Source organism: Burkholderia sp. ABCPW 111 (assembly GCF_000773065.1).
GTDB lineage: Bacteria > Pseudomonadota > Gammaproteobacteria > Burkholderiales > Burkholderiaceae > Burkholderia > Burkholderia savannae.
The window spans coordinates 14804-30080 of sequence record NZ_JPWT01000055.1; the positions used below are offsets into that span (position 1 = coordinate 14804).

Here is a 15277-nt window from a genome sequence, read left to right on the forward strand (position 1 = left end):
GATGAGTTGGCATAACAAGGTGGTGTGGAACGAGGGGCTATTTCTTCTTCCCCAGCTGTTTCAGCAACAGGAACGTTACTTCGAATACTTCGCACACAAGCGAGCCGCGGCCCTCAGCCCGTTTTTCTGGGGATTCAGCCGCTATGAAATCGATCAGGAGTCGCTATCGTTCGGCAAGCTCGTCTTCAAGAGCGGGACGGGAATATTTCCCGACGGAACGCCGTTCGATGTGCCGGGGCACACGCCGCCGCCGCCGCCCTTGACGATCGCTCCCGAGCATCAGGACCAGGTGATCTATCTCGCGGTGCCGCTGCGTTTGCCGAATACGGAGGAAACCGCGTTCGGTGAACAGGCGGGATCGCTTGCGCGCTATTCGGCGTTCGAGATCGAATTGCGCGACAGCAATGCGATCGGCCAGGGGCCCAAGCCCGTGCAGCTCGCGAACATGCGGCTTCGGCTGATGCCTGAAAAGGAGCTGACCCAATCCTGGATCGGCATCGCGTTGACGCGCGTGAAGACGCTGCACGCGGACGGTTCGGTCGCGCTCTACGACGGCGATCACATCCCGCCCGTCAGCCAGTATGGGGCCAGCCCGCTGCTGCGCGAATGGGCGACCCAGTTGCACGGCCTCGCGAAACTGCGCGCCGACGCGCTCGCGACACGTCTGTCCGGCAGCGACGGCCGCGCGGGCGCGGCGGCTGAAGTGGCGGATTACCTGTTGCTGCAGGTGCTGAACCGGTATGAGCCGCTGCTCGAACACATCTGCAGGATTCGCGAGATGCCGCCCGTGACGCTCTATCGCGAGCTGTCGATGCTGGCGGGCGAACTGTCGACGTTCGTGCGTCCGCAAACGCGCCGGCCGCGGCCGACGCCCGGCTACGATCATGCGCAGCTGTACGCGAGCATTCGTCCGCTGGTCGACGAAGTGCATTACCTGTTGAACCAGGTTCTGATTCGCGGCGCTCAGCCGATTCCGCTCACCGAGCAGCCGCACGGCATTCGCGTGGCCACGATGCTGCCGTCCGAGCTTGCGGGCTATTCGAGTCTCGTGCTCGCGGTCGGCGCGCAAATGTCTCCGGACGTATTGCAGCAACAGTTCGCATCTCAAACGAAGATCAGCCATCCGCAGCGGCTGCCGGAGCTTATCCGCTCTCATCTGCCGGGCATGACGATGATTCCGTTGCCGGTGCCTCCGCGGCAGATTCCATTCAACTCCAGCTATATCTATTACGAGCTTTCCCGCACGGGGCCGTTCTGGGAACAAATTGCGCAGCAAGGCGGACTCGCGATGCACATCGCGGGCCATTTCCCTGAACTCAAGCTCGAACTTTGGGGAGTGCGTCACAAATGAGCTCGGGCGCCTTTGACGAAGCCGCGTTCGATTTCCTCACGTCGGACGAAGGCGGTGCGAGCGCCGCCGCGGATCGCGCGCGATCCGCGCCGAAGGCGGCTGCTGCGGAGCCGGTGCGCGACGGGACGGCTGCGTCGGTCAACGTTCAACATCGTCTCGACGAAGTTCGCGCGGCCGCGAATCCGTTCCTCGAAGCAGGGAATCCCTTGCTGAGGATGCTGGCCGACATGCCGGCGACGCTCGACACGTCCGAAGCCGTCGCGAGCCTTCGCACGCTTCTCGTGCGCGAGGTGGCCTTGTTCCAGAACTTGTGCGAAAAGGCCGATCTGCCCTGGAAGCACATGGCGGTCGTGCGTTATTGCCTGTGCACGGCGCTGGATGAGGCGGCCAATCGCACGCGCTGGGGCGGCGGCGGCGTGTGGGCTTCGCAAAGCTTGCTCATCACGTACGAAGGCGAGGTCGACGGCGGCGAGAAGTTCTTCCTGCTGATCGGGCGCATGGCGACCGATCCTCAGGAGTACGTCGACATTCTGGAAATTCTCTATCGCGTGCTAGGTCTCGGGTTCGAGGGGCGCTACAGCGTCGTCGCGGACGGCCGGCGGCATCTCGAACAGATTCGCCAGCGTCTGTGGACGCTCATTACCGGCGCGCGCGACGCGCTTCAGCCGGAATTGTCGCCGCATTGGCGCGGCGCCGAGCCCGGCAAGCTTGCGCTGTTGCGCAGCGTGCCTGCGTGGGCGACGAGTGCGTTCGTGTTTCTGTTGCTGTTCGGTTTCTTCGCGTTCTATCAATATCGGCTGCTCACCGAACGCAACGCGCTCGAAGCCCGCATTCTGGCGATCGCGAAGGGCGAGCCAACGGCGCCCGCGCAGCGCTTGCGCCTGTCGGTGTTGCTCAAGAACGAGATCGCGCGCGGTCTATTGACCGTCGACGAAGACGATAGGCGCAGCGTCGTGATCTTCAGGGGGGACTCGATGTTCCGTTCCGGCGAGAGCCGCGTGCTTCCCGAGATCGAGCCGATTCTCGACAAGGTTGCGCAGGAAGTCGCGCGCGTCGGCGGCAAGGTCACGGTCACGGGGCACACCGACAACCAGCCGATTCGGCGCGCCGATGTCCCGAACAATCTCGTGCTGTCGGAAAAGCGCGCGGCTTACGTTGCGCGAATCCTGGTTCAGCGAGGCACGCCGACCGATCGTATCCGCTCGGAAGGCCGGGGCGACGCGCAGCCCGTTGCGGATAACGCGACGCCTGCCGGCCGATCCCGCAACCGGCGCGTTGAAATCGCGGTCACGCTGTAACGCAGGAGTCCGGCATGTCTTACCTGAAACGTTTTTTTAAGTTCGTCTTTTCGTGGCAGATGCTCGCATGCATCGCGGTGCTGTTCGTCTCCGCCGCCGTATGGTTCGTCGGCCCTTTGCTCGCGTTCGACGAGTTGCGGCCCCTTGCGGGCGTCGTGGTGCGCGTCGCCGTCATCGTCCTGCTGGCGGCGCTCCTGGCGTTCCGGCTGATGCGGTGGCCGCTCAGCCCCGTCGGCGTCGCCGCGGTGTGCCTGTTGATCTGGCACGCCGGGCCGCTCTTCGCGTTCGGCGATCGTCACCCGTTCGCCCCGGTATGGGTGCGCGTGCTGATCGTCGCCGTGATTCTTTTCTGTTACGCCGCGTATGGCCTCTACCGCCTGTGGCTGGCGGTGCGGACGAACGACGCGTTGCTCAAGCGCATTCTCGATCCGGCGGCGGGCAAGGCCGACACGGCGGGGCGAGCGGAAATCCGTGCCGTGAACGTGGCGGTGTCGAAGGCGATCGGTCAGTTGAAGCGCCTGCGCGGCGGCGCGCTCGGCTGGCGGCGCTTGCTCGAAAGCGGGCGCTATCTGTATGAATTGCCGTGGTACATGGTGGTCGGCGCGCCGGGTGCGGGCAAGACCGCGGCGATCGCGCGTTCCGGTCTGAAATTTCCGCTCGCGGATCAAATGGAGGCGTCGTCAGAACGCGCGCGCGGCGGCACCGTCAATTGCGAATGGTGGTTCGCCAACGAGGCCGTGCTGATCGACACGGCGGGCCGTTACGTCCGGCACGACGTGCCCGGCGACGAGCAGGCGACGGCCGCCAACGAAGCAGAGTGGAAGAGCTTTCTCGGTTTGCTTCGCAAACATCGGCCGCGTGCGCCCGTCAACGGCGTGGTCCTGTCGGTCAGCGTCGAGGATCTCGTCGCACGGACGCAGGCCGAGCGTACCGCGCATGCGGCCGCGCTGCGCACCCGCCTCGGCGAGTTGCATCAGGAACTGGGCATTCGCTTTCCCGTATACGTGATCGTCACGAAGCTCGATTTGCTGCCGGGCTTTCCCGAGTATTTCCAGTCGTTGACGGCCGAGGGGCGAACGCAGATCTGGGGGTTCACGCTGCCCTACGACGCGGACAGCGGGAAGAGCGCGACCGGCGTTCTGCGCGAGCATTGCGTCGATGAAATGAAACGACTGGAGAGGCGTATCGACGCCGGGCTGAATAACCGGCTGCTCGAGGAATACGAAAACGATCGCCGCAAGAGGCTGTATGCGTTGCCGCAGGAATTCAGGAGCTTGTCGGCGGCGTTGACGGAAATGCTCGGCCTCGTGTTTCTCGATTCGCGTTACGACGACGCCCAGTTGCAGAATACGCTGCGCGGCGTCTATTTCACGAGCGCCGAGCAGACGGACCAGGTGATGGCCGCCGATCGCGAAACCGTCCTGCAGCGCTTGAAGCGCCAGCTCGGCAGAATGCTCGGCGGCGACGCAGGCGGGCAGGCCCGCGGCCATGGAGCGACGACCGGCAGCCGCAGCTACTTTCTGCGCGATGTGTTCCAGCACGTGATCGTGCCGGAGGCGCATCTGGTTCGGCCGAACGTAACGTGGGAGGTGCGCTTTCGCCTGATGCGCTGGGCGGGACATTTGCTCGCCGTGGCGCTGTTCGTTTGGCTGGCGAGTTCGCTTGCGGTGAGCTACGACAACAATCGCGGTTATCTCGACGCGATTTCGGAGAAGACGACCGCCCTCGCCGCACGAGTCGACGCCTACAACAAGGTGCCGAAGCCGGCAGCGGTTGCGGGGGTGCTGGACGGTTCCCGCGATCTTCCGCGATACCGGGATCTCGATCTCGATGCGCCCGGCGCGAGTTTCCGCTACGGCCTGTACGTCGCGCCCGGCATCGTCGACGCGTCCGACGCGACCTATCGGAGCCTGTTGCGCCGGATTCTCCTGCCGCAGATCGTGCGGCGCGTCGAGAATGTGCTGAGTGCGCAGATCGATGCGAAGAATGCGGACGAGGTCTATCGCACGCTGACGATCTACTTGATGCTCGACGACGCCGCGCGCCATGACGCGAAGGCGGTGAAGGATTGGGTCATGCGCGACTGGGAGCGGTCGGACAGCGCGGCCGAGATGGGCGGACGCAATTTGATGGCGCGGCACCTGGATGCGCTGTTCGTCGACGGCAAGCCGTTCGAGCCGAGCGGACGCCAGAACGCGGCGCTCGTTCAGCGCGTCCGGCTTTTTCTCAACGCGAATCCGGCGCCGAGGCGGCTATACGAGCGCGCGATGGCCGCGATCGAGAACGAGGCGCCGGAGAACTTCACGCTCGCGCGCGCGGTCGGGCTTCAGGGTGCGGGGATCTTCAGGCTCGTCGACGGCTCGCGATTCCAGCGTGGCGTGCCCGGCTTGTACACGTACGATGGCTACCATCAGGTGTTCAGCGCCCGGCTGCCCGAATTTCTCGCCCAAGCGCAAAGCGACGATGCATGGGTGATGGGGAGCGCCGGCTCCGCCGCGCGGTGGGGCGACGCGATCCGCAACGCGAAGGTCGTCGCAGGGCGGTCGTCGCTGGCCGACGACATTCGCCGCCAGTACCTGACGGATTACGGCAACTATTGGCAGCAGTATCTGGCGGACATTCGGCCCGCCTCGTTCGGCGAAGACGGCGCGGGCGGCACGCTCGCATTCGATTTGGCGACGCTGCGCGCGCTCGCCGCGCCCGATTCGCCGCTCGTGAGACTGGCGCGCGCCGTCGTTCGCGAAACATCGTTGTCGGTCGTCGATGCACGGGAAGATGCGTCGCTGGCCGACACGGCGCTTTCGGCCCTCGGGCGACGATCCGGCGCGGCGAAGGAAGTTGCCGACGGCGCGCGGAAACTCGCGGCGCGGCGGCCGGAACAGCGCCTCGAGAAGGAACTGGTGGACAACCGCTTCGCGGCGCTGCGCGAGATGGTGACGGGGCAGGCGGATACGGGAAGCGGCCCGACCATGACGGACGCGCCGATTTCGCCGGGCGGCAAGGCGCTGCAGCTCGACGCAATCCTCACGCTGATCAACGAACAGTACACGCGCCTCGTCGTGGCCGACAACGCGCTCTCCTCGCAGAGCATGCCGCCCGCGCTGGACATCGGCACCACGTTGCAAATGGAGGCGGAGAAGCTGCCCGCGCCGCTGCGAACGGTGCTGGGCGGCATCGCGGCGCAAGCGGCCGACAAAGTCGGGCGCGAAGCGGGTTCGCTGCTCGCGATGCAGGTGGATTCGAGCGTCGGCAAGGCGTGCCGCGCCACCGTCGAAGGCAAGTATCCGTTCGCGCGGAGCAATCAGGAAGTCGACATCGAGGATTTCAACCGCCTCTTCGCCGCGGGCGGCCTGTTCGACGAGTTTTTTCAGAAGGCGCTTGCGGCGCACGTCGACACCAACTCCAAGCCGTGGCGCTATAAGGCGCTGAATCCCGGCATGCCGCCGATTCGGGGGCCGAGCCTCGAGCCGTTTGAGCGTGCCGCCGCGATTCGCGACGTGTTCTTTCGCGAACAAGGCGCAAAGCGGATGGCGTGGAAGATGGACGCGAAGGTGGCGTCGATCGACCCCGAGATCACAGAGCTGATCGTCGACGTCGACGGCCAGTCGCAGCGCTATGTGCACGGTCCGGTCCTGCCGTTCTCGGTGGGCTGGCCCGGCCCGCGCGGCGGCGCGATTGCGGAAATCACCGCGAAGCCGCGGATTCGGCCCGATACGTCGACGATCGCAACGACGGGGCCCTGGGCGCTGTTTCGCCTGATCGAGCGCGGACGGTTGACGGGTACCACATCGGCGAGCCGCTTGATGCTGGATTTTGATTTCGACGGCCGGCGCGCGGCCCTCGAACTCAGAACGAACGCTCAGATGAATCCGTTGACGAGCGGCTTGCTGACGAATTTCCGCTGCCCGGGGAGCATCAGTTGAGCCGATGCGGCGCGAAGCGCGCCATCGGCCGCGCGTGCGTGGGCGGTGCGCATCGTCGCGGAGCCGCGATGCCGAGCGCGCGGGGTGGCCGGCGGCGCGAAAGCGGGATGCACGGAGCATTCCGCCGTGAAGCAGAGCAGGGTTTTCATGACGTTTGCGCACATTCATGAACATACGAAACGCCGACATCTACACCTACACGTTTGACAAGCTCCCGAGCCGCCACGAATTCTCCACGCAGGCGCTCGAGCGGGCAATCGCGTCGAACTGCACGACACTGCGCACGCGAATTCGCGAGTATCGCGAGATCGTCGCGTTTCGTCGGCAGCCCCATTCGAGAAAGCTTGCGCGAGCGTTATGGATCGCCGCGTGGCGCATGCCGGACGTCGACGGCGAAATGGTGGCCGCGTTGAGCAGTTGCGGCAACCTCGCGACGATCGCCGGCGTCCTTGGCGAATGGCTCGGCGCCCACGCGACGCCCGTCGGGCGGGTGGCCGCGATCGATCCGCCCGGAGCGGGTGACGAGATACCCGGGCCGCGGGCGGTCTACTGCATGCGATGCGTGGTCGAGTTTGGACGGAAGGTGGTCGACGCCCGCGTGTCGATCGATCTCGATCTGGCTGCGGACCATCTGGTCGACGCCGCGTTGAGCATCGGCGCGAATCTGCTCGTCGACGTGCTGCTCAGACGCGCTCGTGTGCGCATCAGACATCCGTCGAGCGTAGGCGGAATCGAATCTTGAACGGTGCATCGAATCGGTTCGGCAGCGGGCGACGCATCGGTGCGGACGCGCGCCTCGGTCCGGACATTTGTTTTTAGGTAAGTGGGAGCTAGAAGACTGCATGTCAAACCATCTTTCGAAGGGACGGACGAATCAGAACCGCACGGTGATGATCCGCAGCGGCGCGATGCCGCGGCTGCTCGGTCAGCCGGCGCTCGAGTTCCTGTCGTTGCGCGGTGAAGAGCACCTCGGAAAGCTCTACACGTACGAACTGCTCCTGCGAACGCCTGACGATTTCCACGTTCCGCTGGCCACGAGCGCGAATCTCGACCTGAAGGCGATGATCGGCACGGAGATGACCGTCGGCATTCAGCTCGACGGAATCGGAACGGGCGCGCAAGGGGGCGTTGGCGCGGGAGCGCGCGAAATCAGCGGTCTCGTGGTCAAGGCGGGCTTCCTTCGCGGCGAAGGGCGCTACAACGTCTATCGTATCGAGCTGCGGCCCTGGCTGTGGCTCGCGACGTTGACGAGCGACTACAAGATTTTTCAGGACAAGAGCGCCGTCGAGATCATCGACATGGTCTTGCACGACTACCCTTACCCGGTCGAGAAGCGGCTCGACATCGACAAGTATTCGGTGGCGGGCGAGAGCGCCCGAAACGAGCCGCGTGCGTTCCAGGTGCAATACGGTGAAACCGATTTCGACTTCATCCAGCGATTGATGGAGGAGTGGGGGATCTATTGGTTCTTCGAGCATTCGGACAACAAGCATCGCCTCGTCTTGTGCGATCACATCGGCGGGCATCGCAAAGCGCCGAGCGAGGCCTATCACGAGATCGCGCATCATCCCGAAGGCGGGAAGATCGACATCGAGTACATCAACTATTTTTCGACGGACGAAGCGTTGCGGCCGGGCCGCGTCGTGATCGACGACTTCGATTTCACGCGTCCGCTCGCGAGCCTCGTGACGTCCAATCACCAGCCGCGGGAAACGAACTGGGGGGAAGGCGAGCTGTTCGAATGGCCGGGCGACTACACCGATAGCAAACATGGTGACCTCATTAGCCGCGTGCGCATGGAGGAGCGCCGCGCTACCGGGTCGCGCGCATACGGCCGGGGCAATGTGCGCGGTCTCGCATGCGGCCATACGTTCGTGTTGTCGAAGCACAAGCACGACGACGCGAACCGCGAGTATCTCGTCATCGAATCGGCATTGATGTTGACCGAGGTTGCGGACGAAACGGGCAGCGGTTACCGCTACGAATGCGACAACGAATTGGTCGTGCAGCCGTCGAACGAGGTGTTTCGGATGCCGCGCGAAACGCCGAAGCCGACGACGAGCGGGCCGCAGTCCGCGATCGTGGTCGGACCGCCCGGCCATGAGCTATGGACCGACGAATTCGGCCGCGTGAAGATCCGATTTCTGTGGGATCGCTACGCACGCAACGACGCAACGGATTCCTGCTGGGTGCGCGTGAGTCAGGCGTGGGCGGGCGTGAATTTCGGCGGCATCTACATTCCGCGGATCGGTCAGGAAGTGATCGTCGGATTCATGAACGGCGATCCTGACCGGCCGCTGATTCTCGGCAGTCTCTACAACACCATTACGCCGCCGCCTTGGGATCTGCCCGGCGACGCGACGAAGAGCGGGTTCAAGAGCAAGTCGATCACGGGTGGCCGCGAGAACTACAACGGCATCCGTTTCGAGGACAAGCTGGGCGCCGAGGAATTCCACATGCAGGCGGAAAAGGACATGAACCGCCTGACGAAGAATGACGAGTCGCACACGATCGGCAAGAATTTTTCGATCGGCGTCGGGCTGACCCATACGCGAGCGGTGGGCGCCATGTTCAGCAGCATCGTCGGCGGAGCCGCGAGCTACGCGGTGGGCGGCGCGGAATCGACGATGATCGGCGGTGCGTATGCGTTGAACGTCGGCGGGGCGCATGCTGTCGCGGTGGGCGGCGCATCGTCCGTTTCCGTTGGGGGCGCATACGCGCGCAACGTCGGCGGCGCGTATGCGCTGACAGTCGGCGGCGTGTTGTCGATCGTCTGCGGCGCGTCTTCGCTCACCATGACGGCCGATGGCACCATCAAGCTCGTCGGCACGAAGATTCGCATCATCGGTAGCGATGAAGTCGTCGTGCAAGGCGCGCCGCTGCAACTGAATCCGGGCGATTCGGATTGCTGCGGCGGAGGCGGAGGAGGCGGTGGCGGCGGCGCGATTCCGCCGATTCCGGTGCCGTCGTTTTTCCTCGATATCACGAAGCCGATTCTTCCGCCGCCGCCACCGCCGCCGACGGAGGTGCCGCCGCCAAGCGAAGCGCCCCCGCCGACTGAAGAGCCGCCTCCGACTGAGGAACCGCCTCCGACCGAAGAGCCGCCTCCGACTGAGGAGCCGCCTCCGACTGAGGAGCCGCCTCCGACCGAGGAACCGCCTCCAACCGAAGAGCCGCCTCCGACCGAGGAACCGCCTCCAACTGAGGAACCGCCTCCGACCGAAGAGCCGCCTCCAACTGAGGAACCGCCTCCGACCGAAGAGCCGCCTCCGACCGAAGAGCCGCCTCCGACCGAAGAGCCGCCTCCGACCGAGGAACCGCCTCCGACCGAAGAGCCGCCTCCGACCGAGGAACCGCCTCCAACTGAGGAACCGCCTCCGACTGAAGAGCCGCCTCCAACCGAAGAGCCGCCTCCAACCGAGGAACCACCTCCGACCGAGGAACCACCTCCGACCGAAGAGCCGCCTCCGACCGAGGAACCGCCTCCGACCGAAGAGCCGCCTCCGACTGAGGAGCCGCCTCCGACCGAAGAGCCGCCTCCAACCGAGGAACCGCCTCCAACCGAAGAACCGCCTCCGACCGAGGAACCGGGCGAGTCGTGGGCGTAATCGAGTTATGGCTGCGCTTCATGCAAGCGCAGCGCACGAATGCACTTGTCATTCTCATTCCTGCAGGAGATTTACGAATATGAGCAATCCAGCTGCCCGAGTAGGCGACGCGATCGGCCACGGCGGCGCGATCGTCACCGGTTCCGGCGACGTCTTCACGAACGGGATTTCGGCCGCGTACGTAGCGGGCAGCGTTGCCGTATGCGCGCTGCACGCGTCCGCGCAGGCGATTGCTGCGGGATCGGGAACGGTATTCATCAACAACCTGCCTGCGGCATTCGTCGCCAGCGTGACCTCATGTGGCGCGCCAGTCGTCTCGGGATCGGGCGACGTCTTTATCGGCTCGTGAAGGGGGCGCTGACATGAGTGGTATTGGAGGGTTGGCCGGCGTGCTGGCTGGTCTCGAAGGCAACTTGATGGAATCGGTGGGCGTCGCTCCGGCAATCGGTCGCTATCGGCATCAGCCGGGGAACTGGGGGGCGCGCCATGGCGTCGAGCGTGCGCTGTCCGGGCTGCTGTGCCGCTCCGTCGACATGAAGTCGGGCAACAAGGTTTGCCTCGCGGACGATGAAATCGACTTCACTTTGCCCGGCCGGTTGCCCATCTCATGGGCGCGCTTTTACTCGAGCGCACTGAAGGAATCGGGGCCGCTAGGTTGCGGCTGGCGCACTGGATGGGAGGTCACGCTGCGCCGAGACGGAGAGCGGCTGATCTATACCGACGATCAGGGCCGCGTTTTGACGCTGCCGATGCCGCGCTGCGGCGCACAGATCATCGTGTCGTCCGAGCAACTGCACTTCGCGCATTTGTCCGATGGGCGAATGGTCGTTGCCGACCTCACGCCGCACTACCGCGTGTTCGGTGAATTCGACGAGGAGGGCGTCGCGCGGTTGAAGTACATGGAAAATCTTCGCAAGGAGCGGATCGGTTGCATCTGGGATACGCACGGCCGCCTGCAGCGCATGCGAGGTACATGCGGTCACGAACTGAAGATGCACTATGATCGCAACGGCTCCCGACTGACCGGCATCGAGTGTGTCGACGGAGGCCCGACCGGTTTTCTTGTCCGGTACGGCTACGACGACGATGGCCGCTTGACCAGCGTGCGTAATCGTATCGGCGACGTCGTGCGCCGCTTCGCATACGAGAACGATCGGATCGTCGAAGAGGTTGGCTCGCTCGGACAAACCACCCGTTATGCATGGCAGACGATCGACGGCACGCCACGAGTGGTCGAGCGAATGACATGCCGCGGCGCCCATGAGCGCTGCACATACAATTTCGACGAGCCTGACAGCCAGGCAACCGACGTGTTTGGTCACACGGCTCATTGGCAGTTCGGAGATCATGGGCTCGTGCTGGCATATGTCGATTTCGACGGCCGACGCCATGCGTTCGGCTATGACGGCGCCGGGTGGCCGACCGAGCTTGAATTGCCGGGCGATCGTCGAGTTCGCATGACATTCGACAACCTCGGCCGCATCACGCGAGAAATCGATTCGCTCGATCGCGAGCGCTCGACGATCTATGCGTTCGCGACGCGCGAGCCGATCACGATTCGCACGAGTAACGGTCAGCTGTGGCTGTGGCGGTATGACGATCTGCTGCGCCCCGTTTATCGGCAATCACCGTCGCGAGGGGCCACGCAAATTGCTTACGCGGAGCACGAAGACGGCGAGATTCACACATATGCATCCGGGCAGCATGGCGCGGTCACCGTCGAATACGACCGATGGGCGTGCGTGATCCGCCAGGTTGAAGCGCACGGTGGCGCGACGATCTACCGCCGCGACGAAAATGGCCATGTCGTCGAAATCGTCGATCCGCTCGGTGGAACGACGAAGATCGAGCCCGACTTGCTCGGGCGTCCGCTGACCGTGACTTTGCCCGATGGCCGCTGCGAGCGCCTGGTCTGGAACGCAGGCGGGCAAGCGACCCTGTTGACGGGGCCCGACGGCCAGACCAGATATTGGCATCGCGACCAGCACGGCTGCGTTGTGCGCGCGACCGACGAGGAGGGGAACGTGACTGCACACGAATACGATGCGCACGGCCGCAGAATCCGGACCGTGAGCGGGAACGGCGCGGTGCAGATGCTGGCGTGGGACCCGATCGGCCGGTTGACGTCGATCATCGATGCGGATGGCGTAACACGCACGTTCGACTATACGATGGCCGGCTGCCTCCAGCAGATCACGACCAATGCCGGTTCGTCGACTCGTCTCGAATCGTTTGCACATGACTCGGCGGGTCGCCTGATCGGCCGCGAGACCGAGCATGCGCGCTATCGCTACGCTTATACCAGCAAGGGGTGGCTCGAGACCGTCGGCTGCCTGCCGACCGACGCGGGCGAAGCGATCGGCGTCGAGCCGGATACGATCCGTTTCGAATACGATCAGTCAGGACGACTGACGGCGGAGCACGGAGCGAGCGGTACGCTTCGCCATGAACGCGACGAGGCGGGCAGGCCCGGCGCCGTGATTCTGGCGCACGGGCATGTCGTGAAGCTCGAGCGCGACGATGCCGGGCGCGTCGTGTTGATTGGTTTGGCGAGCGGCAGCGAGAATCGCGGGATTGCCGCGTTACGTTATGACGAGCTGGGGAGACAAGTATTGCGTTCTCAGGGCGAGCTGTACTTGCGTTCGGTTTTCACGCCGACGTCCTCGCTCGAGCGCTGGTTCGCGATGACGGTTATCCGGACGCCCGACAACGAAATGCGGGCGGGCGAAGTCGAACGTTGGCGCGAATTCCGGTACAGCGTCGCCGGCAATCTCGTTCAGGTGGACGATCGCTTCGACGGACGGACGTACTACGATTATGACCGTCGCGGCTGCTTGCTCAGGTCGGTGTCGGACGAGCTCGGTATCGAATATTTTACGTGGGACGCAGCAGGGAATCTGCTCGAAACGCCGCGTGTCGGATGGGAGGCCGTCGTCTATCCCGATCACCGTCTGCGCGAATGCCGCGGCTATCGCTACGAATACGATGTGTGGGGCAACGTGACCGGCAAGCAGGGCGCGGCGGACGAGCAGTCATTCACGTGGGACGCCGACGGCAGGCTGATGGAAGTCCGTGGGCGGCAGGTGTGCGTGCGGTTGCGATATGACGCGCTGGGGCGCCGTGTCCGCAAGTGCGTCGAGCACTTGCGGACAGATCCGCTCCGCTCGGAGCCGCGTACGGTCGACACGCGTTATGTCTGGGAAGGCGAGCGCCTGTTGCAGGAATCGACGCAGGCAGCGGTCCGGACCTATCTGTATCAGCCGGCCGACGACGGCCTCGTCGGCTATGCGCCGCTGGCGTGCGCGGACCAGAAGCGCAACGAAGACGGCACGCTTGAACCGATGCGCGTGTACCACTATCAGACGGATTCTGCAGGTACCGCCGTTACGCTGACCGACGAAGCGGGCGTGCTCGCGTGGAGCGGCCGCTATAAGGCGTGGGGTACGTTGGCTCCGCCGACCGCGCTGCAGCCCCAGGTTCGCCAGCCGCTACGGTTCGCAGGACATTACGCGGATGACGAAATCGGTTTGCATCTGAACGGGACACGATACTACGATCCCGACGCCGGCCGCTATTTGAGCCCCGATCGTGCCGCGGAAGCTGGGACGAGCCCGTATCGTTATGTGTCCAATCCGCTGATCGCGTGCAATCCGACGGGGCGCGCGGTGCCGCTGACCCGCCCGCCGGCGGGTCGGCACACGGCGTCATGCTCGGATCGATCGCTTGATCCGTCGAAGCAACTGACCGGAGGCATCGAAGAAGTCGATCAAGTAATCCGCCGGGAGCCGATTCAGTTCGGTCGTGAATACTAGGTGCCGATCGAACCATTCATGCGATTGATGTCGGCGGAATTCGCCTGCATCAATCGTCTCGGTATGCAAGGGGAATTCGTCCGTATCGCGTGCGGATATTTCACAGCGATGGAGTCGTGGCAAGACGTCGCTGAACCGGCTTTGGTGCGCCCAAGTACGAATGTCGTGTGCCCGTTTGAGCGTCGCTTTCCATTCCTCCTCGGATGCGTAAGCGGTCGCGCCGTGCTCGGGTATGAGTCCATCGATGAGCGCTTGCTGAACGCCGCGATGCGCGAAGCTGACGCCGGCGTAAGCTTCGTAATCGCGGAGCGTGCGTGCCGTGCCGAAGTCGTACGGTTCGAATTCGATGCCGTTGCGCGGTGTGCCGTCGACGCCGAGTAGCGCGCGGGTGCGCGCGAGCGAGCGAAAATCCAGTTCCTCCCAGTTCTGCTTGACCGTTCCATTGGCCATGGTTTCGGCAGTATGGTCTTGCCAGAACCTTGGGCGTTCCTTGCGCGAGTACTCATGCCATGCGATCACGCGATGCGGATGATACAGGTCGTATCCATGCGTAAACGCGCGTGCCGCAATGGAGATTTCCTCGCCGAGGAAGAACAGGTGGGGATCGTGTTGCACCGCCGTCGAGAAATGCCCGTCGGCGAATGCGAAATGCGCGCTGTAGAAGCGCGCCGGAACGGGATGTCGCCTCTTCTCCCAGTTCGGAATGGCTTTCGAGCGAAACAACACGATGCCTTCCGGGGTGAAACGGTGCAAATACATGATCCGCGGCGCCTCGTGAGGGGTGACGACCGTTTCGCGCGGTTTGTCGGGCTGGTAACCCGGCAGATAGGCGGTGAGAACCGGCTTTCGGCTGAACGGACGGAGCGATTCGATCATCTCGATCACTTGGTCATCCCATCCGTCCACGAAACAATGATGCGAGTCCAGCTGCAGCGTGTAGCGCTCGTCGTTGTAATGTTGCTGAATCAGGTTGCGCGCCCAACAGGCGCCTTGTGATTCGTGGTGAGGTACGTCGATGAGTTCGATCGATGCGCCGGCATAAGTCAGTGTGTGGATCGGATATCGACCGCTCGTGTCGGTGCGCCATTGCGAAAAGCCGTGCGCAAAAAATTCTCCGACGGTTTCATGCAACGTGTATTGTCGGCACACGACGATACGCAATGCTTCCGGGCGAACCGCTCGTTCGATCAAATCGACCAGCGTCGGGATCAGTTGAGGATCTCGATAGCTCGCCATTTGGACAAAAATTGACTGGTCCATGGTGTCGTGTCTGCTTATTGCTGAT

The 15277-nt window shown here is 64.0% G+C and carries 8 protein-coding genes; 7 read left to right on the top strand and 1 reads right to left on the bottom strand.

Annotation, left to right across the window (positions count from 1 at the left end):
- The first annotated feature begins 1 nt into the window (after window position 1).
- From tssK to X946_RS08645, 7 genes are all read left to right on the top strand, one after another.
- Window positions 2–1351 carry a type VI secretion system baseplate subunit TssK gene (gene tssK, locus X946_RS08615; RefSeq protein ID WP_038746267.1) on the top strand — a complete coding sequence of 450 codons (1350 nt, stop codon included), beginning with the start codon at window positions 2–4 and terminating at the stop codon, window positions 1349–1351.
- Window positions 1348–2649 (top strand): type VI secretion system protein TssL, long form, encoded by a 1302-nt coding sequence (gene tssL, locus X946_RS08620; RefSeq protein ID WP_038745867.1) that lies wholly within the window; start codon window positions 1348–1350, stop codon window positions 2647–2649. Before tssK ends, tssL begins: the two co-directional genes overlap by 4 nt.
- 14 nt (window positions 2650–2663) lie before the next feature.
- Window positions 2664–6572 (top strand): type VI secretion system membrane subunit TssM, encoded by a 3909-nt coding sequence (tssM, locus tag X946_RS08625; protein ID WP_038745869.1) that lies wholly within the window; start codon window positions 2664–2666, stop codon window positions 6570–6572.
- Window positions 6573–6738: 166 nt separating this feature from the next.
- A complete protein-coding gene (locus X946_RS08630; protein ID WP_038745871.1) occupies window positions 6739–7314 on the top strand; it encodes a hypothetical protein in 576 nt (191 codons plus the stop codon).
- Between the two features lie 100 nt (window positions 7315–7414).
- On the top strand, window positions 7415–10180 hold the full coding sequence (locus tag X946_RS08635) for a type VI secretion system Vgr family protein (RefSeq protein ID WP_038745873.1): 2766 nt from the start codon (window positions 7415–7417) through the stop codon (window positions 10178–10180).
- A gap of 79 nt (window positions 10181–10259) precedes the next feature.
- Window positions 10260–10529 (top strand): PAAR domain-containing protein, encoded by a 270-nt coding sequence (locus tag X946_RS08640; RefSeq protein WP_038745875.1) that lies wholly within the window; start codon window positions 10260–10262, stop codon window positions 10527–10529.
- Between the two features lie 13 nt (window positions 10530–10542).
- Complete coding sequence (locus tag X946_RS08645; RefSeq protein WP_038745876.1) at window positions 10543–13992, top strand: RHS repeat-associated core domain-containing protein; 3450 nt, start codon at window positions 10543–10545, stop codon at window positions 13990–13992.
- On the opposite strand, the gene X946_RS08650 is transcribed toward X946_RS08645, so the two are convergent.
- Window positions 13885–15252 carry a GlcNAc-transferase family protein gene (locus X946_RS08650; protein ID WP_038745878.1) on the bottom strand — a complete coding sequence of 456 codons (1368 nt, stop codon included), beginning with the start codon at window positions 15250–15252 and terminating at the stop codon, window positions 13885–13887. The two genes, X946_RS08645 and X946_RS08650, sit on opposite strands and share 108 nt — an antisense overlap.
- Window positions 15253–15277 lie beyond the last annotated feature (25 nt).

What these genes read in the sequence shown, in the direction of transcription:
- tssL (WP_038745867.1), top strand. Translation starts at nt 1,348, where the DNA reads ATGAGCTCGGGCGCCTTTGACGAAGCCGCGTTCGATTTCCTCACGTCG.
- X946_RS08650 (WP_038745878.1), bottom strand. Translation starts at nt 15,252, where the DNA reads ATGGACCAGTCAATTTTTGTCCAAATGGCGAGCTATCGAGATCCTCAA.
- X946_RS08635 (WP_038745873.1), top strand. Translation starts at nt 7,415, where the DNA reads ATGTCAAACCATCTTTCGAAGGGACGGACGAATCAGAACCGCACGGTG.
- tssK (WP_038746267.1), top strand. Translation starts at nt 2, where the DNA reads ATGAGTTGGCATAACAAGGTGGTGTGGAACGAGGGGCTATTTCTTCTT.
- tssM (WP_038745869.1), top strand. Translation starts at nt 2,664, where the DNA reads ATGTCTTACCTGAAACGTTTTTTTAAGTTCGTCTTTTCGTGGCAGATG.
- X946_RS08630 (WP_038745871.1), top strand. Translation starts at nt 6,739, where the DNA reads ATGAACATACGAAACGCCGACATCTACACCTACACGTTTGACAAGCTC.
- X946_RS08645 (WP_038745876.1), top strand. Translation starts at nt 10,543, where the DNA reads ATGAGTGGTATTGGAGGGTTGGCCGGCGTGCTGGCTGGTCTCGAAGGC.
- X946_RS08640 (WP_038745875.1), top strand. Translation starts at nt 10,260, where the DNA reads ATGAGCAATCCAGCTGCCCGAGTAGGCGACGCGATCGGCCACGGCGGC.